Below are 23,965 nucleotides of genomic sequence, written 5' to 3'. Positions count from 1 at the left end.
CCGCGGTTCTGTCAGAGGTGCGTGCGACCGTCGGCAGGAGTGGGGGGACGGACCGGTCCCCTCTGCCGAGAGGAGTCGATCGTGGACAGCCACCAGTGGCCCTGCCCCTCCTGCGGGGACGACCGCGACTTCGTGCAGCCGCCCTGCGTCGACGGGCACACCGAGGACGGCGGCGAGTGCCCGGAGTGGGCCTGCGCCGACTGCGGCACCGCGCTCGTCACCGGCGCCCCGGCCGTGGTGCCGGTGGCCCCGGTCTCCCGCGCGGCCTGAACCGCGCGCGCGTTCCCTCGATACGCTGGGTCCCAGGTGGCGCGGCGAGCCCGCGCCCGTGACTGCTGAGGACGTGCTGTGTTCGAGACCCTCTCCGACCGCCTCGACAAGGTCTTCACCGGCCTGCGTGGCAAGGGTCGGCTCTCCGACGCCGACATCGACGCCACCGCGCGCGAGATCCGCATCGCGCTGCTGGAGGCCGACGTCGCCCTGCCGGCGGTACGGGCGTTCATCACCGCGGTCAAGGAACGCGCCCGGGGCGCGGAGGTCTCGCAGGCGCTGAACCCGGCGCAGCAGGTCATCAAGGTCGTCAACGAGGAGCTCATCCAGATCCTCGGTGGCGAGACCCGCCGCGTCCGGCTGGCCAAGCAGTCGCCGACGGTGATCATGCTCGCCGGTCTGCAGGGTGCCGGTAAGACCACGCTGGCCGGCAAGCTCGGCCGCTGGCTGAAGTCGCAGGGCCACACGCCGCTGCTCGTGGCCGCCGACCTGCAGCGCCCGAACGCGGTGAACCAGCTGGCGATCGTGGCCGGGCAGGCCGGGGTCGACGTCTTCGCCCCCGAGCCGGGCAACGGCGTCGGTGACCCGGTGCAGGTGGCCCGCGACTCGATCGACCACGCCCGCCGCACGATGCACGACGTCGTCGTGGTCGACACCGCCGGCCGGCTCGGCATCGACGCCGAGCTGATGCAGCAGGCCGCCGACATCCGCGACGCCGTGCAACCCGACGAGACGCTGTTCGTCGTCGACGCGATGATCGGCCAGGACGCCGTGACCACGGCGCAGGCGTTCCAGGAGGGCGTCGGCTTCAGCGGCGTCGTCCTGACCAAGCTCGACGGTGACGCCCGCGGTGGTGCCGCGCTCTCGGTCCGGTACGTGACCGGGCAGCCGATCATGTTCGCCTCCACCGGCGAGAAGCTCACCGACTTCGACGTCTTCCACCCCGAGCGGATGGCCTCGCGCATCCTCGGGATGGGTGACGTGCTCACCCTCATCGAGCAGGCCGAGCAGGCCTTCGACGCCGACCAGGCCGAGAAGATGGCCGGCAAGCTGGCGTCCCGCGAGGGCTTCACCCTCGAGGACTTCCTCGAGCAGATGATGGCCATCCGGAAGATGGGGCCGATCGCGAACCTGCTCGGCATGCTCCCCGGTGCCGGGCAGATGAAGGAGCAGCTCGCGCAGGTCAACGACCGCGATCTGGACCGCACCGCGGCGATCATCCGGTCGATGACCCCGCAGGAGCGGGTCGACTCGAAGATCATCAACGCCTCGCGTCGGGTGCGCATCGCCAACGGTTCGGGCGTGACGGTGACCGAGGTGAACTCGCTGCTGGAGCGGTTCGCCCAGGCGCAGAAGATGATGGGCCAGATGGCCGGCAGCATGGGCCTGCCGGGCATGGGGCCCATGTCGAAGAAGCAGCGCGGCCGTCAGCAGCAGGCCCAGGCGCGCGGCAAGGGCAAGAAGGGCAAGGGCGGCAAGGGGAAGGGCGGCCCGGCCCGCCGTCCCGTGGGTGCGCCCGGCCTGCCGCCGGGCGCCGGCAACACGTTCGGGGGGAACCCCTTCGGCGGCGGGATGCCCGGCCTTCCGCCGGGCCAGGGCATGCCCGACCTCACGAAGCTGAACTTCGACCAGTTCAAGGACGAGCGCGGCCGGTGAGCACGCTGCCGTCATCGGTCGGGCGGGCGGGGTCGGCACTGCACCTGTCCGGCGTCGTCCTGCCCGAGGGCGAGCACCGTGACGTCTGGGTGCGCGAGGGCCGGTTCACCTTCGAGCCGGTCCCGGGCGCGGAGACGGTCAGCCGGGGCGGCTGGCTGCTGCCGGGGCTGGTCGACGCGCACTGCCACGTGGGCATCGCCCGCGGCGGCGGTCATGTCGAGGACCTCGCTTCCGCGCGCAGCCAGGCGCTCACCGAGCGGGACGCCGGGGTGCTGGCGCTGCGGGACTGCGGCTCCCCGGTGGACACCCGCGCCCTGGACGACGACCCCGAGCTGCCCACGATCATCCGGGCCGGCCGGCACATCGCGCGCACCCGCCGGTACATCTCCGGGCTGGCCGTCGAGGTCGAGCCGGACGACCTCGTGGCGCAGGTGCGGGTGCAGGCCCGCCGCGGCGACGGCTGGGTCAAGCTGGTGGGTGACTGGATCGACCGGTCGGTCGGCGACCTCGCGCCCGAGTGGCCGGCCGACACCCTGGCGGCGGCGATCGCGGCCGCGCACGAAGAGGGGGCGCGGGTCACCGCGCACACCTTCGGCACCGACGCGCTGCCCGGACTCGTCGAGGCCGGGATCGACTGCATCGAGCACGGCACCGGGCTGACCGAGGAGCTGATCGGCGAGATGGCCCGCCGCGGCACCGCCGTCGTGCCGACGCTGGTCAACGTGGAGAACTTCCCGGGCTTCGCGGCGGCGGGGGAGAAGAAGTTCCCCACCTACGCCAGCACGATGCGGCGGCTGTACGCGAACTCCGGCGCGGTCGTGCGCGCCGCCTACGAGGCGGGCGTCCCGGTGTTCGCCGGCACCGACGCCGGCGGCGGCATCGACCACGGCGTCATCGCCGACGAGATCCGCGCGCTGTGCCAGGCCGGCATCCCCGCGGAGGACGCGCTCGCCGCGGGTTCGTGGCGGGCGCGGGAATGGCTCGGGCTGCGCGGCATCGAGGAGGGTGCGCCGGCCGACGTGGTCGTCTACGAGCGCGACCCGCGCGCCGACCTCGACTCGTTGCAGCGACCGCAGCGAACGATCCTCCGCGGTCGCGTCGTCGGCTGACCGCAGGTTGACTTGGCGCATGGTCACGCCACTCCCGGAGCCGGACCCGTTGATCGATCCGACGGAGCCGGCGCCCGACGACCCGGGCGAGCTGCTGCCGGACACGCCCGACACGCTGCCGCCGGCGCCGATCGAACCGTCACCCGAGGACCCCGGCGGCGACCCGGGCGGGGTTCCCGAACCTGCCTGACCCCTCCGGCGGGGCGGCAGCGGTCACCGGGGCCCCAATCCCGTGGACGCCGGCGCGCGGTCGCCTGGGAGACTGCCTCCGTGCTGTTGCGGATGTCCTCCCTGTTCCTGCGGACCCTTCGGGACGACCCGGCCGACGCCGAGGTCCCGAGCCATCGCCTGCTCGTGCGCGCCGGCTACATCCGCCGGGCCGCTCCCGGCGGGTTCAGCTGGCTCCCGCTGGGGTTCCGCGTCTTCCGCAACGTCGAGCGCATCGTCCGCGAGGAGATGGACCGGATGGGCGCGCAGGAGGTGCACTTCCCCTCGCTGCTGCCCAAGGAGCCCTACGAGGCCACCGGCCGCTGGACCGAGTACGGCGACAACCTGTTCCGGCTCAAGGACCGCCGCGGCGTCGACCACCTGCTCGGCCCCACGCACGAGGAGATGTTCACGCTCCTGGTGAAGGACCTGTACTCGTCGTACAAGGACCTGCCGCTGTCGCTCTACCAGATCCAGACCAAGTTCCGGGACGAGGCACGTCCCCGGGCCGGCCTCCTGCGCGGGCGCGAGTTCACCATGAAGGACAGCTACTCCTTCGACGTCGACGACGCCGGTCTGGACCGGTCCTACGCCGCACACCGCGACGCCTACATCCGCATCTTCGACCGGCTCGGCCTCGAGTACGCCATCGTCTCGGCGATGTCGGGCGCCATGGGCGGCTCCAGGAGCGAGGAGTTCCTGCACCCGACGTCGATCGGTGAGGACACCTTCGTCCGATCGCCGGGTGGCTACGCGGCGAACGTCGAGGCGGTCACCACCGTCGTCCCCGACGAGATCCCGCTCGACGGCCTGCCCGAGGCGCACGTCGAGGACACCCCGGACACCCCGACCATCGACACGCTGGTCGCCGTCGCCCGGCAGCTGTTCCCCGACGCCGGCTACACCGCCGCGTCGACGCTGAAGAACGTCGTCGTCACCCTGGTGCACCCCGACGGCACCCGCGAGCCGCTGGTCATCGGCATCCCTGGGAACCGGGACGTCGAGGCCAAGCGGCTGGAGGCCCAGCTGGCGCCGGCCGAGGTCGAGCCGTTCACCGAGTTCGACAAGCATCCCGCGCTGGTGAAGGGCTACATCGGCCCGCAGGTGCTCGGGAGCGGGAGCGAGTCGACGATCCGCTACCTGGTCGACCCGCGGATCGTCTCCGGCACCCGCTGGATCACCGGCGCCAACGCACCCGGCAAGCACGTCTTCGACCTGGTGGCCGGGCGCGACTTCACCTGGGACGGCGTCATCGAGGTCGCCGAGGTGCTCGCCGGCGACCCGGCGCCCGACGGCTCCGGCCCGCTGGAGCTCGCTCGCGGCGTGGAGATGGGCCACATCTTCCAGCTGGGCCGCAAGTACGCCGAGGCGCTCGACCTCAAGGTGCTCGACGAGAACGGCAAGCTCGTCACGGTCACGATGGGTTCCTACGGCATCGGCGTCTCCCGTGCGGTGGCCGCGATCGCCGAATCCACGCACGACGAGCTCGGCCTGGTCTGGCCGCGGGAGGTCGCCCCGGCCGACGTGCACGTCGTCGCCACCGGCAAGGACGCGGCGATCTTCGAGGCCGCCGAGTCGCTGGCTCAGGAGCTGGTCGCCGCCGGTCTCACCGTCCTCTACGACGACCGGCCGAAGGTCAGCCCGGGGGTGAAGTTCAAGGACGCCGAGCTGCTCGGCATGCCGACGATCGTCACCGTCGGCCGTGGACTGGCCGAGGGCGTCCTGGAGCTCCGCGACCGGAAGACCGGCGAGCGGGAGGAGATCCCGGTCGACGACGCCGCGAACCGGGTCCTGAACGCGGTGCGCGGCTGATCGGTGCACCACGCTCAGGTGACCTGATCGTGGAGTGTCCTTCCTCATGGTCTGCGGTGCGGGAGGACTCTCCACGGTGGGGGCGGACGACGTCCGCTGGGTTGCACGGGCGGCCGACGGCGGGTGTGCTCGGCGGAGCGGACCCGGCTGATTCCAGGCCCGGTCCGTGCGTCTGGCATCATGGACCGTCGAACACGGCGCCGGCGGCCCTCTCACCGTTGGTGCCCGTGTCCCTGGCTCCGCCCCGGCGTACCCCCACACGTCGCTCCGGCGAGCAACCACACAGCGTTCGAGGAGTACACCACCCACCGTGGCCACCAAGATCAAGCTCATGCGCCTGGGCAAGATGCGCGCGCCGTACTACCGCATCGTCGTCGCCGACGCCCGGACCAAGCGTGACGGCCGCTCGATCGAGACGATCGGCAAGTACCACCCGAAGGAGGACCCGTCCTTCATCGAGGTCGACACCGAGCGGGCGCAGTACTGGCTCGGTGTCGGGGCACAGCCGACCGAGGCCGTCGCCGCCATCTTCCGGGTGACCGGTGACTGGCAGAAGTTCAAGGGCGAGGCCGCGCCGCCGCCCATGAAGGTCGCCGAGCCCAAGCCGGACAAGAAGGCCATCTACGAGGCCGCCGTCCGCGCGGGCATGGACGAGCCGGCCGCCGGGGCGACCACCCAGAAGAAGAAGGCCGCTCCCAAGGCCGACGCTCCGAAGGCCGACGCTCCGAAGGCCGACGCTCCGAAGGCCGACGCTCCGAAGGCCGACGCTCCGAAGGCCGACGCCGCTGAGGCCGCTCCGGCCGAGGCCGCTCCGGCCGAGACGCCGGCCGAGTAAGACGTGCTCGAAGAAGCGCTCGAGCACCTGGTCAGGGGCATCGTCGACAACCCCGACGACGTCACCGTCAACCTGCTCACCAACCGCCGCGGCAAGACCCTCGAGATCCGGGTCCACCCGGACGACCTCGGCAAGGTCATCGGCCGCGGCGGGCGCACCGCCAAGGCGCTGCGCCAGGTGATGACCGGGGTCGGCGGACGGGGCCTGCGGGTCGACGTCGTCGACACCGACGGGCGCTGAGCACCAGCTCTTTGAGCACCGAGAACGAACCCACCGACACCGTGGTGGTCGGCCGCATCGGCCGGCCCCACGGTGTCCGTGGTCTGGCCACCGTCGAGGTGCGCACCGACGACCCCGAGGGGCGCTTCGCCCCCGGGGCGGTGCTGCTGACCGACCCGCCGGAGCGCGGCCCGCTGACCGTCGTCGATCGGCGGTGGCACAGCGGCACCCTGCTGCTGCAGCTGGCCGGGCCCACCGGCGAGGTCTACGACGTCCGCGAGGCCGTGGACGAGCTCCGCAACACCCTCCTGGTGGTCCCGATCGCGGACCTGCCGGAGCTCGAGGAGCCCGACTCCTTCTACGACCACCAGCTCGTGGGGCTGACCGTCCGGCTGCCCGACGACTCGGTCCTCGGCGAGGTCACCGCGGTCCGGCACGAGGCCCAGGACCTGCTGGTGGTGGGCCGCAGCGAGGGCGGGGAGGCGCTGATCCCGTTCGTCTCGGCGATCGTGCCCACCGTCGACGTCGCGGGCGGCTTCCTGGTGGTGGACCCGCCCGAGGGGCTGCTCGACCTGTGAGCGGACAGGGGCCTGAGCATCGCAGCGAGGAACGAGCGAGGAGCGGAGCGGCCCGCGGGAGCGAACCGGGTGTGCTGACCGACGCCTTCCGCATCGACGTCGTCACGATCTTCCCCGAGTACCTGGCGCCGCTGCGCCAGTCGCTGCTCGGCAAGGCGATCGAGCGCGGCCTGTTGAGTGTGGGCGTCCACGACCTGCGCGAATGGACCGACGACGTGCACCGCACCGTCGACGACGCCCCCTACGGCGGCGGTCCCGGCATGGTGCTGAAGCCCGAGCCGTGGGGAAGGGCCCTGGAGGCCGTCCGCCCGCCCGGCACCCGGCTCGTCGTCCCGACCCCCGCGGGCCGGCCGTTCACCCAGCGGATGGCCGCCGAGTGGGCCACCGAGCCCGGGCTGGTCTTCGCCTGCGGCCGCTACGAGGGGATCGACCAGCGGGTCGCCGACTGGGCCGCCGGCGCCGGGCCGGTTTCGGAGGTCTCCATCGGCGACTACGTGCTCGCCGGCGGGGAGTCCGCGGTCCTGGTCATGACGGAGGCCGTCACCCGGCTGATTCCCGGGGTGGTCGGGAACCGGGAGTCCGTCGAGTTCGACTCGCACGCCGACGGCCTGCTCGAGGGTCCCTCCTACACCCGCCCGGCGACCTGGCGCGGCCACGAGGTGCCGGCCGTCCTGCTCTCCGGCGACCACGCCGGCATCGCCCGCTGGCGGCGGGCGGAGTCGCTGCGGCGCACCGCGGCCCGCCGTCCCGACCTGCTCTCGGCCCTGCCGGGCGACGCGCTCACCGACGCGGAGCGGGCGGCGCTGGCCGGTGACTGACCGGCCGGTCCTGCGCACCACGGCGCGGGTCGTCGTCCTCGACCCCGCAGGCCGGGTGCTGCTGCTCGGCGCCCGCCTGCCCGATCCCTCCGTGCCGCCCGGCGAGGTGCTGTTCTGGTACACACCCGGCGGGGGAGTGGAGGACGGCGAGACGCTGCGCGCGGCCGCTGTGCGGGAGCTCGCCGAGGAGATCGGACTGGTGGTCGCCCCGGCCGCGCTCGAGGGGCCGGTCTGGCTGCGCCGGCACGTCGGGTCGTTCGGCGACCGGCTCTACGACACCCGCGAGACCTACTTCGTGCTGCGGGACGTCGTCCACGAGGTGGTGCCCGGGGCGCTCACCGAGCTGGAGCTGCTCGCCGACGAGCCGCACCGCTGGTGGAGGGCGGAGGAGCTGGCGGCCGGCGAGGACCTCGTCCCGGCCGAGTTGCCGGCGCTGCTCGCCGAGCTGGCCACCGGGCCCTGGACCGGCCCGCCGCGCGTCGTCGGCTGAACGTGTGGCACAGTAGAGAGCTGCTGCTGACCGACGGCTTCGCCGCCGGGAGCTCCACACCGGAGCCGCAGCTCCCCGGAACGGACAGCCGGGGCGTTCCGCTGTCCGGACCGAGATCGACCCCGCTGCTTAGTACGTAGCCAGAACATGAGGACTGCCGAGATGAACACGCTGGACGCACTCGACGCCGACTCGCTGCGCGACGACATCCCCTCGTTCCGCCCGGGTGACACCGTCAAGGTGCACGTCCGCGTCATCGAGGGCAACCGCTCGCGCATCCAGGTCTTCCAGGGCGCGGTCATCCGCCGTCAGGGCGGTGGCATCCGCGAGACCTTCACCGTGCGCAAGGTCAGCTTCGGTGTCGGCGTCGAGCGCACCTTCCCGGTGCACACCCCGGTCGTCGAGAAGATCGAGGTCCTGACCCGCGGTGACGTGCGTCGCGCCAAGCTGTACTACCTCCGCGAGCTGCGCGGCAAGGCCGCCAAGATCAAGGAGAAGCGCGAGACCGTCGCGCGCTGACCTCCTGCGAGGACACGCCTGGCAGCCGGCCCGACCGGCTGGATCTCGGCGGGTCCCCCGCGCCGTACGCTGCTACCGATGAGCAGCGACCGGCCCGGGGGGCCCGCCGACGTCGTTCCGGGTGAACCCGGCGAGCCCGACGAGACCTCCACCGCCGGCGCGGCGTCCGGGAGGGTGCGACGCCGGCCTCGTACTGACGACGGGAAGAAGGGCTCGCTGCTGCGCGAGCTGCCCGTCCTGCTGCTGATCGCCTTCGTCCTGGCCCTGGTGGTCAAGACCTTCTTCGTGCAGGCCTTCTTCATCCCGTCGGGCTCCATGGAGCAGACGCTGCACGGCTGCGCCGGCTGCACCGGCGACCGGGTGCTGGTCAACAAGGTGCCGTACTGGTTCGGGGAGCCCGAGCCCGGAGACATCGTCGTCTTCCGGGGGCCGGACACCTGGACGCCGGAGATCTCCGTGGACGAGCCGGGCAACTGGTTCACCGGGGCGCTGCTGTGGCTGGGCCGGGCGATCGGCGTCGCCCCGCCGCGCGAGGACGACTTCGTCAAACGGGTGATCGCCACCGAGGGGCAGACGGTCCAGTGCTGCGACGCCGAGGGCCGGGTCACCGTGGACGGCGAACCGCTCGAGGAGCCCTACATCTTCGAGAACGACCCGATCGAGCGGCGGGCGTTCGGGCCGGTGACCGTGCCGGAGGGGCGGCTGTGGGTCATGGGTGACCACCGTTCGGCGTCGGCGGACTCCCGCTCGCACGTCGGGGACGAGTACGCCGGGACGATCGGGATGGACGACGTCATCGGCAAGGCCGCACTCATCGTCTGGCCGATCGACCGGTTCGGCCTGCTCGACTCGCCCGACATCCAGGACCCCGCGGCGGCCGCAGCGGTCCCCGGAGCGCCGGCCGGGGGCGGGGTGTCGCCGGTCGGTGCCGTCGCCGTCCTGCCGTACGCGGTGGGCCTGGCCGGTGCCGTGCCGGTCACCGCCTGGCGCCGGCGGCGGCGCACACGGAGTACCCACCTCGACCGGTAATGGTCGCGCCGTTACGGGCGTGACTTTCCGTGCGCCGAATGGTGATGCGCAGTATCACCAGAGAAAAATGCTGGAAAAGCGTTCAAGCAACCGTTTCACCCTTCCGTTGGAGACATTGCACCTTCCCGGAAGTCGAAACGGAGTCTGTTGTGTCTGCACCTGTGGCGAGCACCGCCCGCGGGGTCACCCGCGTGCTCCTCCTCGCCGACGCGCCCGTCCTGCGTCGGGGGCTGGTCAGCATGATCAACGAGACCGCCGGCATGCAGTCGGTGGGCACCCCCGGCGAGATCCGGCGAGCACTCACGCTGGTCGAGACCGCCCGTCCCGACGCGGTGGTGGTCGAGCTGGGCGCCGGCCGGGCAGCGACCCTGGGCGCCTGCCGTGATCTGCGCCGTCGCTTCCCCCGGGTCGCGATCATCGCCCTGGCCACGTCCGAGGACCCGGCCGTGGTCAACGAGGCCCTCGCCGCCGGCATCCGCGGATATCTGATGATGAACACCTCGCCGACCCTGCTCGGCTGGGCCATCCTGGCCGCCCGCGCCGGGCGCACCGTCGTCGATCCGCAGATCCGCCGGGTCGAGCCGTCGGCGGTGCCGGCCGCCAAGCCGTTCGCCCCCGAGGTGCCGCTGACCCGCCGCGAGCAGGACGTGCTCGACGAGCTGCTGCAGGGCCAGTCCAACCGGCAGATCGGCCGCAACCTGTTCATCAGCGAGGACACCGTCAAGTCCCACGTCAAGGCCATCCTGCGCAAGCTGGGTGCCCGGGACCGTGCGCATGCGGTGTCGCTGGTCCTCTCCAACCGGACGCCGGGCTGCACCTGCGGCGCCCACGCCCTCCAGGCCGCCGCCCCCGAGGCGACGGCCGACATCTGACCGGTCCTCCGCCGGACGCGCCGCGGGCCGGTCCCTACCCGGGGGCCGGCCCGCGGTGCGTCCGGGGGGCGACGACGGTGTCCCCGGGGCGTCGTACTGTCGTGCCGCGATGGCTGTCCGTCCCACCCACACCGCGTCCGCTGCGGCGGCCCGTGCCCGGCGCACGTTCGCCGACGACCGGCCCGAGGCGCTCTGGGACATGGAACGCGCGCTGCGCCGTCGGGGCTTCCAGACGGTCGCCGGGGCCGACGAGGCCGGCCGCGGCGCCTGCGCCGGCCCGCTGGTCGCCGCGGCCTGCGTCCTGCCCGCGGGCCGGCGGGGCCAGGTGCCGGGGCTCGCGGATTCCAAGCTGCTCACCGCCTCGGCCCGGGAGCGGGTGTACGCCGAGATCCTCGAGCGGGCGGTGTCGTGGTCGGTCGTCGTCCTCCCGGTGGCGGACCTGGACGCCCGGGGCATGCACGTCACCAACATCGAGGCGCTGCGCCGCGCCGTCAGCATGCTCGACCCGGGGCCCGACTACGTGCTGACCGACGGCTTCCCCGTGCCCGGGCTCGCCCGGCCGGGTCTGGCCGTGTGGAAGGGCGACCGGGTCGCGGCCTGCGTGGCCGCCGCCTCCGTGCTGGCCAAGGTGAGCCGCGACCGCATCATGGTCGACCTGCACGCGCGCTGGCCCGAGTACGACTTCGCCGGCCACAAGGGCTACATCACCGATGTCCACACCGCCGCGCTGGAGCGTCACGGTCCGTGTCCTGAGCACCGGATGCGCTATGTGAACGTGGCCCGGGCCCGCGACGTGCACGCCGCCCGGACGGCCCGACTGACCGGTTCGGGCGCCATGGTCGATGATGGGTCCATGCGCCCTGAGTCCCGAGCCCTCACGAGCACCGAGGACCGATGAGCACCGAAGATCTCGAGAAGTACGAGACCGAGATGGAGCTGCAGCTCTATCGCGAGTACCGGGACATCGTCCGGCAGTTCACCTACGTGGTGGAGACCGAGCGGCGGTTCTACCTCGCCAACTCCGTGGACCTGCAGGTGCGGGAGGCCGGGGGAGAGGTCTTCTTCGAGCTGAAGCTCTCCGACGCCTGGGTGTGGGACATGTACCGGCCCGCCCGGTTCGTCCGCAACGTGCGCGTCCTGACGTTCAAGGACGTCAACGTCGAGGAGCTGGACAAGCCCGACCTCGAGCTGCCCGAGAACCCGCGGATCACCTGACCGCCTGACGCCGGTTGCATGCGCCGCCGCCGCTCACCGGTCCCGGAGGGGCCTACCGGAGGACTGCGCCGTGCCGCCGTTCGTCCCCCTGGATCAGTACAACATCATCATCGGGACCGACCGGTCGGAGGTGCTCATCGGCACCGACGGACCTGACCTCATCTGCGCCCGGCTCGGGAATGACGTCATCCACGCCGGAGGGGGCGACGACCTGGTCCTGGGAGACACCACCACCTTCTTCGGCAACGTGAACGCTTCGGGCGGGAACGACACGGTGTTCGCCGGTGCAGGAGACGACGAGGTGCTGTCCGGACCCGGTAACGACCGGGGCTTCGGCGGTGGCGGGGACGACTTCCTCGCGCTGGCGCTGGGCAACGACTACGGCGACGGCGGCCCCGGCTCGGACAGCGTCATCGGTGGGTTCGGGCGGGACGTGGTCGGAGGCGGACCCGGCGACGACGAGGTCGCGGGCGGGTTCGACGCGGACGTCGTCTCCGGGGGGCCCGGGAACGACACGATGTACGGCGAGGCGCCGGGAGGGCAGAACCCGCCGCCCGGCGTCCCGGTGCCCGGGCCCGCCCGGGACGTCTGCCTCGGGGGCGGCGGGACCGACACGGGCCTCGACTGCGACGTGCCCGTCTCGATGGAGGGCTGACAGGTCTGGGGACGCGGCGGTCCACAGGGCCGCCGCGTCTCCACAGATTCTTCCGAGGGGTACTCGCCGGGTGGCCGCGGCGGGACCGTCGGCGGGTGCCCACCACTACCGAACTCGGCGTCCACGGCGAACGGATCGCCGTCGCCTTCCTCGCCGACCTCGGCCTACGAGTCCTGGACCGTAACTGGCGCTGCCGAGAGGGCGAACTCGACATCGTCGCCCGGGACGGCGACGCCCTCGTCTTCTGCGAGGTGAAGACCCGCCGGGGGACCGGCTACGGCCAGCCCGTGGAGGCGGTCACGCAGGCCAAGTCCCGGCGGATCCGGGTGCTCGCGCAGCGCTGGCTGGCGGCTCACGACGAGCACGCGCCCGAGGTGCGCTTCGACGTCGTCGGCGTGCTGGTCCGCCCGGAGCGCCCGGCGCTGGTCACCCACCTGCGGGCGGCGTTCTCGTGACCCTGGCCCGCACCTGGTCGGTCGGGCTCGCCGGGGTCCAGGGCGCGATGGTGGAGGTGGAGGTCGACATCGCGGCCGGCCTGCCCGGGGTCGTGCTCGTCGGCCTGCCGGACGCGGTGGTGCGCCAGTCGGTGGACCGGGTGCGGGCGGCCGTCGTGAACGCCGGCGGCGAGTTCCCCACCCGGCGGATCACCATCGGGCTCTCGCCCGCGTCCATGCCCAAGCAGGGCAGCGGCTTCGACCTCGCGCTGGCTGCCGCGGTCCTCGCGGCCGCGGGCACGCTGCGCCGCCGGGCGGTCGACCAGCTCGTGCTGCTCGGCGAGCTTGGCCTCGACGGGTCGGTGCGGGCCATCCGGGGCGTCCTCCCGGCGGTCCTCGCCGCCGCACGGGCCGGCCACCGCCAGGTCGTCGTCCCGCTGGCCAACGCGGCCGAGGCCGCGTTGGTCGAGCGGGTGGAGGTGCTCGCCGTGGAGAGCCTGGCGCAGTTGGTCGAGCACCTGCGCGGGGCGACGGTCCTGCAGCCGTACGCGCGCGGACCGCTGCCCGACCAGCCTCCGGTGCCCGACCTCGCCGACGTCGTCGGCCAGGTCGCCGGGCGGCGGGCGGTCGAGGTCGCCGCCGCCGGTGGGCATCACCTCTTCCTCACCGGCCCGCCCGGTGCCGGGAAGACGATGCTGGCCGAGCGGCTGCCCGGCCTGCTGCCGCCGCTGGACGAGCAGGCGGCGCTGGAGGTCACCGCCATCCACTCGATCGCCGGCACCCTGCCGTCCGACGCGCCCCTGGTCACCCGACCGACGTTCGAGGCCCCGCACCACTCGGCGACCATGGCGGCGCTGATCGGCGGTGGCTCCGGCCAGATCCGGCCGGGTGCGCTGTGCCGGGCGCACCGTGGCGTCCTGTTCATCGACGAGGCGCCGGAGTTCCCGCGGGCCGTCCTGGACACCCTCCGGCAGCCGCTGGAGCGCGGCCAGGTGACCATCCAGCGGGCCGCCGGGTCGGCGACCTTCCCCTGCCGGGCGCAGCTGGTGCTGGCCGCCAATTCGTGCCCGTGCGCGAGCGCGGCCGGCGACACCGCGTGCACGTGCAGTCCGCTGGAACGCCGGCGCTACCAGTCGCGGCTGTCCGGTCCGCTGCTCGACCGGGTCGACCTACGGGTGGACCTCCCACCGGTCACCCGCGCGGCCTGGCTCGACGGGCTGGACGCCCCGGAGCCGACCACGGTCGTGGCCGAGCGGGTGGTCCGGGCGCGCGCAGTGGCGGGGGAGCGGCTCGCCGGCACGGGCCTGGCACTCAACAGCCAGGTGCCCGGACGCATGCTGCGCGAGCGGTTCGCCGTCCCGCGCTCGTCGCTGCGGCTGGCCGAGCGCGCCCTGGAGCGCGGCGCGCTCTCGGTGCGCGGCTTCGACCGGGTGGTGCGGGTCGCCTGGACGCTGAGCGATCTGGCCGGCTGCACGGTGCCGGGTCCTGACGAGGTGGCCGAGGCACTCGGCATGCGTCTGCAGCGGAGTGCGGCATGAGCCTCGACGAGGACCTCGAGGATGCGCGCGCGGCCGCATCCGTCACCGGCGGGGTGCACCCGGGGATCCGGCGGGCGAGGGCGTGGCTGAGCCGGGCCGTGGAGCCGGGCACCATCGACCTCTTCCGGTACGTCGAGGACGTCGGTGCGGTCGAGGCGGTGCGCCGGCTACGGGCCGGGACGGCGCCGGACCGGATCCGCTCCCTCGTGGGTGCGCGGGCGCAGCAGGACGCCAGCCTGGCCGACCTGCACCGCGCCGAACGGTGCGGGGCCCGGCTCGTCGTTCCGGAGGACGACGAGTGGCCGGCGTACCCGCTGCACGCCCTCACCGTGGCCGTCGCGGGGGAGCCGTTCGCAGCCCGCGACCAGTCCGACCGCACCCGCGCGCTCGTGCCGCCGCTCGGTCTGTGGGTCCGTGGTCCGGGACGGCTGGACGTGGTGGCCGACCGGTCGGTCGCCGTGGTGGGTTCGCGCGCCTCCACCGCCTACGGCGAGCACGTCGCCGCCGAGCTGGGTCACCAGCTGGGGGAGCGGGGCTGGACCGTGGTCTCGGGAGGGGCGTTCGGCATCGACAGCGCCGCCCATCGTGGCGCGCTCGCCGCCGAGGCGCCCACCATCGCGGTGCTGGCGTGCGGGGTCGACCGGGTCTATCCGGCGGCACACGGCGCACTGTTCGGGCGGATCGCGGAGACCGGCCTGCTGGTGAGCGAGTGGCCGCCCGGCTGCGCACCGCTGCGGCACCGGTTCCTCGTCCGCAACCGGCTGATCGCCGCGCTCACCCGCGGCACCGTGGTGGTGGAGGCCGCGGCTCGCTCGGGCGCCCAGGCGACCGCCAACCGCGCCCGGCGCCTCGGCCGGGCGCTGATGGTGGTCCCCGGGCCGATCACCTCTGCGCTGTCGGTCGGCTGCCACGAGCTGCTCAGGGACGAGGAGGCCGGCGCCGTGCTGGTCACCTCGGCCGCGCACGTCATCGAGGCCGTCGGCGGTATCGGCACCGATCTGGCACCGCCCGTCGAGCGGCCGACCTCACCGCGCGATGAGCTCTCCGACGTCGCGACACGGGTGCTGGACGCCTGCCCGGTCCGCATCGGGGTCAGCCCGGAACGGCTCGCGAGCATCGCCGGCTGCACGGTCCTCGACGTCCTCCGGGTGCTGCCGTCGCTGGAGCTCGCCGACCTCGTGCAGTGGACCGGTACCGGCTGGCGGCTGGCCCCACCGCCGAACCCACCCGGCGCGGCGGCTTGACCGGTGGCGGGCGCCGACGGACCGTGCCCCCGTGGCCACTCCCAGCACCGCAGAGGTCCGCGCCGGGTTGCCCCCGGCGCTGGCCGAGGCGCTGGCCGGCTACGAGGAGCACCTGAGCGCGCAGCGCGATCTCTCGGCGAACACGCTCCGCAGCTACGTCGGTGACGTCGCCCGGTTGCTCGACCACCTGGCCCGGCGCAGCGGCACGCAGCCGCACGACCTCGACCTCGCCACGCTGCGCAGCTGGCTCGCGCAGGGGCGCACCCGCGGGCACAGCCGGTCCACGACCGCCCGGCACGCCTCGGCCGCCCGGTCGTTCACCGCCTGGCTGCGCCGGGCCGGGCTCATGCCCGAGGACGTCGGCCAGCGGCTGGTCAGCCCCAAGGCCCACCGCACGCTGCCTGACGTGCTGGCCCCCGACCAGGCGCGTGCGCTGGTGGAGACGGCGGCCGGGGCCGAGGATCCGGTGCGGCTGCGCGACGCCGTCGTCCTGGAGCTGCTGTACGCCAGCGGCATCCGGGTCAGCGAGCTCGTCGGCCTCGACGTCGACGACGTCGACCGGGGACGCCGGCTGCTGCGGGTGCTGGGCAAGGGCCGCAAGGAGCGCAGCGTGCCCTACGGGTTGCCGGCCGAGCGGGCAGTGGACGCCTGGCTGACCCGGGGTCGCCCGGCTCTCGCGACGCCGGACTCCGGCCCGGCGCTCCTCCTGGGCCTGCGGGGACGGCGGCTCGACGCCCGGGAGGCCCGTCGCACGGTGCACGCCGCCACCTCCAGCGTCCCGGGGGCCCCGGACATCGGCCCGCACGGGCTCCGGCACTCCGCGGCCACCCACGTGCTCGAGGGGGGCGCGGACCTGCGTTCCGTCCAGGAGTTGCTCGGCCACGCTAGCCTCGCGACGACGCAGATCTACACGCACGTGACGGTCGAACGGCTCCGTGCGGTCCATGCCCAGGCGCACCCTCGTGCCTGAGGCGGGCCGGCCGGCGGAGCGGACGGCGGCACTCATGACCACGCGGGACCACGGACGGGGCCCCCGCAGCACGACGGAGGAGCGCGACCGTGTCTGAGGCAACCATCCGCCGTATCGACGAGTCCGGTGACGACGCCGACGCCCTGCTGCACGACCTGTGGACCCGGTACGTCGAGGGCCGGGACCCAGGCCTCCGGGACCGGCTGATCCTGCACTACGCCCCGCTGGTCAAGTACGTCGCCGGCCGGGTCGGCAGCGGTCTGCCCGCGCACGTCGAGCAGGCCGACCTCATCTCCTACGGCACCTTCGGGCTCATCGACGCGATCACTCGGTACGAGCCCACCCGCGAGGTGAAGTTCGAGAGCTACGCGATGGCCCGCATCCGCGGGGCGATCATCGACGAGCTGCGCAACACCGACTGGATCCCGCGGTCGGTGCGGGTCAAGGCCCGCGCGTTCGAGCGCACGGTCGCCGAGCTGGAGAGCAAGCTCCACCGGACGCCGACCGACGAAGAGGTCGCCGACGCCATGGACATGGACGTCGAGGACATCCGGAAGTTCCTCGGTCAGCTGTCCCTGGTGAACGTCGTCGCACTGGACGAGCTGCTCACCGACGACGACGGCGGCTCCCCACGCCTCGGCGACACCCTCCAGGACCCCACCGCGCTCGACCCGCAGGCGATGGCCGAGCACGGCGAGGCCCGCCAGCTGCTGGCCCGCGCCGTCGAGCAGCTGCCCGAGCGGGAGAAGGTCGTCGTCTCCCTCTACTACTTCGAGGGCCTCACGCTCGCCGACATCGGCCGGGTGCTCGGAGTGACCGAGAGCCGGATCTGCCAGCTGCACACCAAGGCGGTGCTGCACCTGCGCACCAAGCTCGCCGACATCGCCTGAGCTGCCGGGGGACCCGCTCGGCGGCCGAGGAGGCCTGCCGGTGCCGATCGGCTTCCAGGGGTCGACGACCCGCAGCACTCGGCGGACGACCGCCGGACGCTCTGGCGGGCGCAGCTCCCGGGCTGAGCCCGTCCCCGAACGGCAGCAGCCGGACCCGCGGTGGCCGCAGCAGCAGCAGGGGATCGAGGTAGTCCTCCCCTCGGCGCGCCCCCCAGTGCAGGCAGGCGTCGGCCGGGCACCCCTCGTGCCCGGGCAGCAGCGCGCCCAGGGGCGCACCCCGCTCCACCCGTTCGCCCGCGCCCACCGACGGCCGGACGGGCTCGTACGTCGTCCGCAGCCCGCCGGCGTGGTTGACGCTGACCACCGGCCGGCCGGCGACCATCCCGGCGAACACGACGATCCCGTCGCCGGCCGCCAGCACCGGCGTCCCCGCGGTACCCGCCAGGTCGGCACCGCGGTGCCCGGGGCCGTACCGGTGCGCCGGGGCCTCGAACGGCCGGGTCACCGTCGGGCCATCGAGCAGGGGAGCGGCCCAGGCGGGGAACTGGCGCACCCCGGTCACGGGAACCGGCCCGGCCGCCGCCGACGCGAGCGCGGGCACGGCCAGCGACGCCAGCAGGACGAGCGCGGTGAGGCGGGTGCGCATACCGGGAGCGTGCGCCGCCGTGCGCCCCGGACGGTCCGCGCGGCGGAATCTGTGGACCGGTCCGACCGCTGGGGATAGGCCCCTGCGCACCCGCGTATGCTGTCCGGTGCGGCCCGTCTACGCGGGTCGACTTCGCGCGTCCTTCACCCGCCGGTCGGCGGGGCAGTCGCCACCTCGGTCCCGGCCCAGCCGGGTGAGTGGTGCCGCAGGACGCCAGGGCGTGCACCACCCGGTGCCCGCGACAACCGGAACCGCGCGGCCTCGGCCGCGCGCGGGAGCAGAGAGGCTGCGATATGGCAGTCGTCAGCATGAAGCAGCTGCTCGACAGCGGCGTCCACTTCGGGCACCAGACCCGTCGCTGGAACCCGAAGATGAAGCGCTTCATCTTCACCGAGCGCAACGGCATCTACATCATCGACCTGCAGCAGACGCTCGGGTACATCGACAACGCCTACGAGTTCGTCAAGCAGACGGTCGCCCACGGCGGCTCGATCCTGTTCGTCGGCACCAAGCGTCAGGCGCAGGAAGTCGTCGCCGAGCAGGCCACGCGCGTCGGCATGCCCTACGTCAACCAGCGCTGGCTGGGCGGCATGCTCACCAACTTCCAGACCGTCTTCAAGCGGCTCGAGCGGCTCAAGGAGCTCGAGGACATGGAGCAGACCGGCGTGCTGGTCAGCCTGTCCAAGAAGGAGCAGCTGGTCCTCAGCCGCGAGAAGGCCAAGCTCGAGCGCAGCCTCGGTGGTATCCGCGACATGAAGAAGGTGCCCAGCGCCATCTGGATCGTGGACACCAAGAAGGAGCACATCGCCGTCGGCGAGGCGCGCAAGCTCAAGATCCCGGTCGTCGCGATCCTGGACACCAACTGCGACCCCGACGAGGTCGACTACAAGATCCCGGGCAACGACGACGCGATCCGCAGCATCACGGTGCTGACCCGCGTGATCGCCGACGCGGTCGCCGAGGGCCTCATGGCCCGCTCGGCCGCGCAGGCGAACGCCGGCCGCGAGGACGGCGGGGAGCCGGCCGTCGGCGCCGGCGAGCCGCTGGCCGACTGGGAGCGCGAGCTCCTGACGGGTGGGGACGCCGCGGCTGCCCCGGCCGCGGACGACGCGACCGTCGCCCCGCTGCCCGAGACCCCGGCCGAGCCGGCCGACGTCACCGTCGGCGAGGTCGCTCCGGTCGAGGACGTCCCCGCCACCACCGGTGGCAAGGAGAACAACGCCGTCTGACGGTTCGGCGCCGTCCTCCCCGCTGACCCGCGGAGGACGGCGCCGCCGCACGGCCGTTCCACAGCAAGCACCACCCGACCAGAGGGAAGAGACATGTCTGCCTTCACCGCAGCCGACGTCAAGCGTCTCCGCGACGCCACCGGCGCCGGCATGATGGACTGCAAGAAGGCCCTCACCGAGGCCGACGGCGACTACGACAAGGCCGTCGAGTTCCTGCGGGTCAAGGGCGCGAAGGACGTCGGCAAGCGTCTGGAGCGCTCCACCACCAACGGTGTCGTCGTCAGCAAGGACGGCGCGCTGCTGGAGCTGGACTGCGAGACCGACTTCGTCGCCAAGAACGCCGACTTCGTCGCGCTGGCCGACCGCCTGCTGGAGATCGGCTTGCAGAACACGCCGGCCGACGCCGAGGCCCTGCTGAACACCGAGGTCGACGGCCAGACCGTCGCGGCGCTGGTCGAGGGTGAGTCCGCCCGGATCGGCGAGAAGCTGGTGCTCAGCCGTTTCGTGGCCTTCGAGGGCGCCACCGCGACCTACCTGCACAAGCGGGCCACCGACCTGCCCCCGGCGATCGGTGTCGCCGTGCAGTACTCCGGTGGCAGCGAGGACGCCGCCCGCAGCCTGGCGATGCACATCGCCGCCGCGCGGCCGCGCTACCTCACCCGCGACGAGGTCCCGGCCGAGGCGGTCGAGACGGAGCGCCGCGTCGCCGAGCAGACCGCCAAGGAGGAGGGCAAGCCCGAGCAGGCGATCACCAAGATCGTCGAGGGTCGGGTCAACGCCTACTACAAGGACTTCGTCCTGCTCGAGCAGCCGTCGATCACCGAGCCCAAGCGCACGGTGAAGCAGATCGTCGACGAGGCCGGCATGACCGTCGAGCGCTTCGCGCGCTTCGAGGTCGGCCAGGCCTGAGCCGCACCCGGTACCGATGACCGGCCCCGTACCCCTCGTGGGACGGGGCCGGTCGTCTGTCCGGCACCGGCCGCTGACCGACGCCCGGCAGGAACCGGGCCCCGGGATGCGGCAGGATCCACTGACACCGACAGCCCTCCACCGATCCGACCCCAGGGATGACGCGTTGACCGACACCAGCCCGCCGATGTCCGCCCCGACCGCCTTCCGTCCGGCCGACGGGAGCGGCTACCAGCGCGTGCTGCTCAAGCTGTCCGGCGAGTCGTTCGGCGGCGGCAACGTCGGGGTCGACGCGGATATCGTCCGGGGCATCGCCGAGCAGCTGGCCGAGGTGGTGGCCAAGGGCACCCAGGTCGCCGTCGTCATGGGCGGGGGCAACTTCTTCCGCGGCGCGGAGCTCTCCCAGGCCGGCATGGACCGCACCAAGGCCGACTACATGGGCATGCTGGGCACGGTCATGAACTGCCTGGCGCTGCAGGACTTCTGCGAGAAGGCGGGTCTGGAGACCCGGGTGCAGTCGGCCATCACCATGGGCCAGGTGGCCGAGCCCTACATCCCGCGCAAGGCCATCCGGCACCTGGAGAAGGGCCGACTGGTCATCTTCGGTGCGGGCGCCGGCATGCCGTACTTCTCCACCGACACGGTGGCCGCGCAGCGGGCGCTCGAGATCGAGTGCCAGGTGCTCCTCATGGGGAAGAACGGCGTCGACGGCGTGTACGACGACGATCCGCGGACCAACTCCGCCGCCGTCATGTACGACGGCCTGGACTACGCCACCGTGCTGAACAAGCAGCTCAAGGTGGCCGACGCGACCGCGATCAGCCTGTGCATGGACAACCAGATGCCGATCGTCGTGTTCAACCTGCTGCGCGACGGCAACATCGCGCGTGCTACCGCAGGTGAGAGGATCGGCACGCTGATCAGTCAGCCGGCCTGACCGGCCGGCCGGCGGCGCACCGACGAGGACGACGGCCCGACGAGCGCCCCACCCTGGGGGCGCCGGCCGCAGGAGGGACAACCCGTGATCGACGACACCCTGCTCGACGCCGAGGAGAGGATGGACAAGGCCCTCTCGGTGGCGCGCGAGGACCTCGGCTCGGTCCGCACCGGGCGGGCGGCCCCCTCGATGTTCAACAAGATCGTCGTGGATTACTACGGGGCGCCCACGCCGGTGCCCCAGATGGCGTCCATCACCGTGCCCGAGGCCCGGATGGCGGTCATCAAGCCCTACGACAGCAGCCAGATGTCGGCCATCGAGAAGGCCATCCGGGACAGCGACCTGGGCGTCAACCCGACCAACGACGGCCAGCTCCTGCGGGTCGTCTTCCCGCAGCTGACGGAGGAGCGGCGCCGCGATCTGGTCAAGATGGCCCGGTCGAAGGGCGAGGACGCCAAGGTCGCCATCCGCAACATCCGCCGCCGCGCCAAGGAAGAGCTCGACCGCATCGTCAAGGACGGCGAGGCGGGTGAGGACGACGTGCGCCGCGCGGAGAAGGAGCTCGACGACCTCACCGCCCAGCACACCTCCGGCATCGACGACGCGGTGAAGAACAAGGAGACCGAGCTGCTCGAGGTCTGACCTCGTCGCGGTCGCACGCCCATGACGCCTCCCTCCGCCGACCGCCCGGGTGCACTGCGCCCGGGCGGCGAGCCGTGGCCGCGGGTCGGTGGTGGTCGTGCGCCGGGCAGCGGGCGGCGGGACGACGACACCGGTCCGGTGCCGATCCCCTCGGCCCGCCCGGTCCCGCCCCGCCCGCCGCCGCCGCGGGCACCGGCCCCCGTACCCGAGGACACCGCGGCGTTTCCCGTGCCCGAGCGCGGGGCCCAGGGGGCCTCGGCGGTGCCGTCGCCGGAGGACGTCGGGCAGCTGCCCACCACGGAGCGGCCGGTGAGCCGGGCCGGGCGGAACCTGCCCGCCGCGATCGGCGTGGGCGTCGGGCTGGTGGCGGTCATCGTCGCCTCCCTGCTGGTGTGGCGCCCCGCCTTTCTCGGCGTGCTCACCGCGGCGATCCTGGTCGCCGTCGTGGAGCTGACCCGGGCGCTGGCCAAGGGCCGCTTCTCCGCGCCGCTGGTGCCGCTGCTGGTCGGGGCGTTCGCCATGGAGGCCCTCGCCTGGACCCGGGGACCCACCGGTCTGCTCACCGGGTTCTTCCTCACCGCGCTGGCCGTGCTGCTCTGGCGGCTGGCCGGCGGGCCGGTCGGCTACCGGAAGGACGCCGCCGCCGGCGTCCTGACGGCCCTGTACGTGCCGTTCCTGGCCGGTTTCGCGGTCCTGCTGCTGGTGCCCGACGACGGCGCGGCCCGCGTGCTGGCGTTCATCGTGACCGTCGTGGCCAGCGACGTCGGCGGCTACGCCGCCGGTGTCCTCTTCGGCAAGCACCCCATGGCCCCCTCGATCAGCCCGAAGAAGTCGTGGGAGGGCATGGCGGGCTCGGTGGTGGCCTGCGTGCTCGTGGCCACGCCGATCATCGTCCTCGCCCTCGGCGGGCCGTGGTGGGGCGGGCTGCTCTTCGGCGCCGCGCTCGCCATCTCGGCGACCGTGGGGGACCTGGCCGAGTCGCTGATCAAGCGTGATCTCGGCATCAAGGACATGGGCGACCTGCTGCCCGGGCACGGCGGGATCATGGACCGGCTGGACTCGCTGCTGCCCTCGGCGGCCGCCGCCTACCTGCTGCTCGCGGTGCTCGTCCCCGTCTAGGGCTCAGGCCGGCCGGTCCACCGACCACGTCGTGCCGATGGGCTCGAAGCCGCGCCGGGTGTACCAGTGCCGCGGCCAGTCGTCGGCGGACGCCTCCAGGACGACGAGGTCGCAGCCGGCGTCGGCGGCGATGCCGAGCAGCCGGGCCAGGACGGCGCCGGCGTATCCCCGGCCGCGCGCCGCCGGGTCGGTCAGCATGGATTCGACGGCCGCCGTGGCGCCGTCGACCCGGAGCTGGCCGGCGGCCACGACCCGGCCCTCCTCGCGCACCGCGACGTCGGTGACGGCGACCACCCGGTCGTTGAGCCGTTCCCGGCCGACCAGCTGGCGCACCACGGCATCCAGCCGGTCGCCGAGCGAGGCCAGCCCGCGCCGCCAGGAGCGCTCCCACAGCTCGTGCACCTCCCGCTGGTCGACCACCTCCGCGCCCGCACCGGGGCGCGGCACCGGCAGCTCGGTGCGGCGGGCCATGAGCACCAGTTCCTCGGCGTTCCAGCCCCGCGCGGCCAGCGCTCGGGCGACGGGGCCCGCGTCCGGCCAGGCCAGCAGTGCAGCGCGCTGCGGCCAGCCGGCGTTGCCGCCGACCTCCTCGGCCGCGGCTTCGACGGCTGCCGCGTCCACCGGGGCGGTGAGCAGCAGCCGGTTGTTGTCGTGGGAGGACGGGACGTCGGGGTCCAGCACGGCCACCCCGCCGGGGACGTCGCCGACGCCGACGGCCCGCCGGACCGGCACCGACGTGTAGAAGGTCAGGGCGCGGGCGAGGGCGTCGGACGGCTCCGGCAGCACGACCGGCGTCGGCGGACGGTAGAGAACCACCGCGACGACCGAGCTCGTCGGCAGCGGCCCGTACAGGTGGGGGAACCGGAGCTCGGCCGGGTCGTCGGGATGCCCGGGCTCGAACCGCACCGGATCGGTCAGCCGTCGGGGGTCGACCACCAGCAGGGCGAGATCCCGCCGGCCGGGGAAGAGGCGCCGCGCGGGCAGGTGCACCAGGTCCGGGGTGGACAGGTGCACGAAACCGTCCGGCCCCGGCCGGATCGACCCCTGCCGCAGCGCGGCGCGCCACTGGGCCGGTTCGACGAGGTGCACGAGGACGTCGGGAGTCACCCTGCGATCCTCCCTG

The 23,965-nt window shown here is 73.4% G+C and carries 28 protein-coding genes; 26 read left to right on the top strand and 2 right to left on the bottom strand.

Annotated elements, in window-relative coordinates; genetic code table 11:
* Positions 1 to 81: 81 nt before the first annotated feature.
* The 21 genes from BLASA_RS17265 (at position 82) to whiG (ending at position 17,360) form a co-directional block, all read left to right on the top strand.
* Positions 82 to 270, top strand: a complete 189-nt coding sequence (locus tag BLASA_RS17265; RefSeq protein ID WP_014377502.1) for a hypothetical protein — start codon at positions 82 to 84, stop codon at positions 268 to 270.
* 78 nt (positions 271 to 348) lie between these two features.
* On the top strand, positions 349 to 1,926 hold the full coding sequence (gene ffh / locus BLASA_RS17260; RefSeq protein ID WP_014377501.1) for a signal recognition particle protein: 1,578 nt from the start codon (positions 349 to 351) through the stop codon (positions 1,924 to 1,926).
* Entirely contained in the window at positions 1,923 to 3,035 is a 1,113-nt protein-coding gene (locus BLASA_RS17255; protein ID WP_014377500.1) for an amidohydrolase family protein, read from the top strand. Before ffh ends, BLASA_RS17255 begins: the two co-directional genes overlap by 4 nt.
* Positions 3,036 to 3,054: 19 nt before the next feature.
* Positions 3,055 to 3,225 (top strand): hypothetical protein, encoded by a 171-nt coding sequence (locus BLASA_RS25195; RefSeq protein ID WP_014377499.1) that lies wholly within the window; start codon positions 3,055 to 3,057, stop codon positions 3,223 to 3,225.
* Positions 3,226 to 3,305: 80 nt separating this feature from the next.
* Positions 3,306 to 5,054, top strand: a complete 1,749-nt coding sequence (locus BLASA_RS17250; RefSeq protein ID WP_014377498.1) for a proline--tRNA ligase — start codon at positions 3,306 to 3,308, stop codon at positions 5,052 to 5,054.
* A 310-nt stretch (positions 5,055 to 5,364) separates the two neighbouring features.
* On the top strand, positions 5,365 to 5,889 hold the full coding sequence (rpsP, locus tag BLASA_RS17245) for a 30S ribosomal protein S16 (RefSeq protein WP_014377497.1): 525 nt from the start codon (positions 5,365 to 5,367) through the stop codon (positions 5,887 to 5,889).
* A gap of 3 nt (positions 5,890 to 5,892) precedes the next feature.
* Positions 5,893 to 6,129: an RNA-binding protein gene (locus BLASA_RS17240; protein ID WP_014377496.1), complete on the top strand. Its 237-nt coding sequence runs from the start codon at positions 5,893 to 5,895 to the stop codon at positions 6,127 to 6,129.
* Positions 6,130 to 6,140: 11 nt separating this feature from the next.
* Positions 6,141 to 6,686 (top strand): ribosome maturation factor RimM, encoded by a 546-nt coding sequence (gene rimM / locus BLASA_RS17235; RefSeq protein ID WP_014377495.1) that lies wholly within the window; start codon positions 6,141 to 6,143, stop codon positions 6,684 to 6,686.
* A 71-nt stretch (positions 6,687 to 6,757) separates the two neighbouring features.
* Positions 6,758 to 7,504 carry a tRNA (guanosine(37)-N1)-methyltransferase TrmD gene (gene trmD, locus BLASA_RS17230; RefSeq protein WP_014377494.1) on the top strand — a complete coding sequence of 249 codons (747 nt, stop codon included), beginning with the start codon at positions 6,758 to 6,760 and terminating at the stop codon, positions 7,502 to 7,504.
* Positions 7,497 to 7,994, top strand: coding sequence for an NUDIX hydrolase (locus tag BLASA_RS17225; protein WP_014377493.1), 498 nt, complete (start codon positions 7,497 to 7,499; stop codon positions 7,992 to 7,994). The genes trmD and BLASA_RS17225 overlap by 8 nt, the downstream gene beginning before the upstream one ends.
* A gap of 162 nt (positions 7,995 to 8,156) precedes the next feature.
* The gene (gene rplS / locus BLASA_RS17220; RefSeq protein WP_014377492.1) at positions 8,157 to 8,513 is read left to right on the top strand and encodes a 50S ribosomal protein L19; all 357 of its coding nucleotides are present in this window, start codon (positions 8,157 to 8,159) and stop codon (positions 8,511 to 8,513) included.
* Between the two features lie 78 nt (positions 8,514 to 8,591).
* Complete coding sequence (gene lepB, locus BLASA_RS17215; RefSeq protein ID WP_014377491.1) at positions 8,592 to 9,542, top strand: signal peptidase I; 951 nt, start codon at positions 8,592 to 8,594, stop codon at positions 9,540 to 9,542.
* A 149-nt stretch (positions 9,543 to 9,691) separates the two neighbouring features.
* The gene (locus tag BLASA_RS17210) at positions 9,692 to 10,414 is read left to right on the top strand and encodes a LuxR C-terminal-related transcriptional regulator (protein ID WP_041775826.1); all 723 of its coding nucleotides are present in this window, start codon (positions 9,692 to 9,694) and stop codon (positions 10,412 to 10,414) included.
* A gap of 109 nt (positions 10,415 to 10,523) precedes the next feature.
* Entirely contained in the window at positions 10,524 to 11,312 is a 789-nt protein-coding gene (locus BLASA_RS17205) for a ribonuclease HII (RefSeq protein ID WP_014377489.1), read from the top strand.
* Positions 11,309 to 11,629, top strand: coding sequence for a DUF2469 domain-containing protein (locus BLASA_RS17200; RefSeq protein ID WP_014377488.1), 321 nt, complete (start codon positions 11,309 to 11,311; stop codon positions 11,627 to 11,629). Before BLASA_RS17205 ends, BLASA_RS17200 begins: the two co-directional genes overlap by 4 nt.
* Before the next feature lie 70 nt (positions 11,630 to 11,699).
* Positions 11,700 to 12,284, top strand: coding sequence for a calcium-binding protein (locus tag BLASA_RS17195; RefSeq protein ID WP_014377487.1), 585 nt, complete (start codon positions 11,700 to 11,702; stop codon positions 12,282 to 12,284).
* A gap of 95 nt (positions 12,285 to 12,379) precedes the next feature.
* Positions 12,380 to 12,739 carry a YraN family protein gene (locus BLASA_RS17190; RefSeq protein ID WP_014377486.1) on the top strand — a complete coding sequence of 120 codons (360 nt, stop codon included), beginning with the start codon at positions 12,380 to 12,382 and terminating at the stop codon, positions 12,737 to 12,739.
* Entirely contained in the window at positions 12,736 to 14,256 is a 1,521-nt protein-coding gene (locus tag BLASA_RS17185) for a YifB family Mg chelatase-like AAA ATPase (protein WP_014377485.1), read from the top strand. Before BLASA_RS17190 ends, BLASA_RS17185 begins: the two co-directional genes overlap by 4 nt.
* A complete protein-coding gene (dprA, locus tag BLASA_RS17180) occupies positions 14,253 to 15,500 on the top strand; it encodes a DNA-processing protein DprA (RefSeq protein WP_014377484.1) in 1,248 nt (415 codons plus the stop codon). The genes BLASA_RS17185 and dprA overlap by 4 nt, the downstream gene beginning before the upstream one ends.
* A gap of 31 nt (positions 15,501 to 15,531) precedes the next feature.
* On the top strand, positions 15,532 to 16,470 hold the full coding sequence (locus BLASA_RS17175; RefSeq protein WP_014377483.1) for a tyrosine recombinase XerC: 939 nt from the start codon (positions 15,532 to 15,534) through the stop codon (positions 16,468 to 16,470).
* Positions 16,471 to 16,559: 89 nt separating this feature from the next.
* Positions 16,560 to 17,360, top strand: a complete 801-nt coding sequence (gene whiG, locus BLASA_RS17170; protein WP_014377482.1) for an RNA polymerase sigma factor WhiG — start codon at positions 16,560 to 16,562, stop codon at positions 17,358 to 17,360.
* On the opposite strand, the gene BLASA_RS24375 is transcribed toward whiG, so the two are convergent.
* Positions 17,251 to 18,006 carry a M23 family metallopeptidase gene (locus tag BLASA_RS24375; RefSeq protein ID WP_014377481.1) on the bottom strand — a complete coding sequence of 252 codons (756 nt, stop codon included), beginning with the start codon at positions 18,004 to 18,006 and terminating at the stop codon, positions 17,251 to 17,253. The genes whiG and BLASA_RS24375 overlap by 110 nt on opposite strands.
* 293 nt (positions 18,007 to 18,299) lie before the next feature.
* On the opposite strand from BLASA_RS24375, the gene rpsB reads away from it, so the two are divergent.
* From rpsB to BLASA_RS17145, 5 genes are all read left to right on the top strand, one after another.
* Complete coding sequence (gene rpsB, locus BLASA_RS17165; protein WP_014377480.1) at positions 18,300 to 19,235, top strand: 30S ribosomal protein S2; 936 nt, start codon at positions 18,300 to 18,302, stop codon at positions 19,233 to 19,235.
* A gap of 93 nt (positions 19,236 to 19,328) precedes the next feature.
* The gene (gene tsf, locus BLASA_RS17160) at positions 19,329 to 20,144 is read left to right on the top strand and encodes a translation elongation factor Ts (RefSeq protein ID WP_014377479.1); all 816 of its coding nucleotides are present in this window, start codon (positions 19,329 to 19,331) and stop codon (positions 20,142 to 20,144) included.
* A 187-nt stretch (positions 20,145 to 20,331) separates the two neighbouring features.
* Positions 20,332 to 21,081, top strand: coding sequence for a UMP kinase (gene pyrH, locus BLASA_RS17155; RefSeq protein ID WP_041776657.1), 750 nt, complete (start codon positions 20,332 to 20,334; stop codon positions 21,079 to 21,081).
* A gap of 84 nt (positions 21,082 to 21,165) precedes the next feature.
* The gene (gene frr, locus BLASA_RS17150) at positions 21,166 to 21,723 is read left to right on the top strand and encodes a ribosome recycling factor (RefSeq protein WP_014377477.1); all 558 of its coding nucleotides are present in this window, start codon (positions 21,166 to 21,168) and stop codon (positions 21,721 to 21,723) included.
* A gap of 21 nt (positions 21,724 to 21,744) precedes the next feature.
* The gene (locus BLASA_RS17145) at positions 21,745 to 22,842 is read left to right on the top strand and encodes a phosphatidate cytidylyltransferase (protein WP_014377476.1); all 1,098 of its coding nucleotides are present in this window, start codon (positions 21,745 to 21,747) and stop codon (positions 22,840 to 22,842) included.
* A gap of 3 nt (positions 22,843 to 22,845) precedes the next feature.
* Here the strand turns inward: BLASA_RS17145 and BLASA_RS17140 are convergent, their stop codons facing one another.
* Complete coding sequence (locus tag BLASA_RS17140; RefSeq protein WP_014377475.1) at positions 22,846 to 23,949, bottom strand: GNAT family N-acetyltransferase; 1,104 nt, start codon at positions 23,947 to 23,949, stop codon at positions 22,846 to 22,848.
* Positions 23,950 to 23,965: the final 16 nt, after the last annotated feature.

This window comes from Blastococcus saxobsidens DD2 (assembly GCF_000284015.1).
Classification (GTDB): Bacteria; Actinomycetota; Actinomycetes; order Mycobacteriales; family Geodermatophilaceae; genus Blastococcus; species Blastococcus saxobsidens_A.
This window is presented reverse-complemented; position numbering and strand designations above follow the sequence as displayed.

Bases quoted from the DNA above. Each gene is read 5' to 3' on its own strand.
- BLASA_RS17145 (WP_014377476.1), top strand. From the start codon at position 21,745: ATGACGCCTCCCTCCGCCGACCGCCCGGGTGCACTGCGCCCGGGCGGC.
- dprA (WP_014377484.1), top strand. From the start codon at position 14,253: ATGAGCCTCGACGAGGACCTCGAGGATGCGCGCGCGGCCGCATCCGTC.
- BLASA_RS25195 (WP_014377499.1), top strand. From the start codon at position 3,055: ATGGTCACGCCACTCCCGGAGCCGGACCCGTTGATCGATCCGACGGAG.
- BLASA_RS17205 (WP_014377489.1), top strand. From the start codon at position 10,524: ATGGCTGTCCGTCCCACCCACACCGCGTCCGCTGCGGCGGCCCGTGCC.
- BLASA_RS24375 (WP_014377481.1), bottom strand. From the start codon at position 18,006: ATGCGCACCCGCCTCACCGCGCTCGTCCTGCTGGCGTCGCTGGCCGTG.
- lepB (WP_014377491.1), top strand. From the start codon at position 8,592: ATGAGCAGCGACCGGCCCGGGGGGCCCGCCGACGTCGTTCCGGGTGAA.
- BLASA_RS17200 (WP_014377488.1), top strand. From the start codon at position 11,309: ATGAGCACCGAAGATCTCGAGAAGTACGAGACCGAGATGGAGCTGCAG.
- pyrH (WP_041776657.1), top strand. From the start codon at position 20,332: ATGTCCGCCCCGACCGCCTTCCGTCCGGCCGACGGGAGCGGCTACCAG.
- tsf (WP_014377479.1), top strand. From the start codon at position 19,329: ATGTCTGCCTTCACCGCAGCCGACGTCAAGCGTCTCCGCGACGCCACC.
- rplS (WP_014377492.1), top strand. From the start codon at position 8,157: ATGAACACGCTGGACGCACTCGACGCCGACTCGCTGCGCGACGACATC.
- rpsB (WP_014377480.1), top strand. From the start codon at position 18,300: ATGGCAGTCGTCAGCATGAAGCAGCTGCTCGACAGCGGCGTCCACTTC.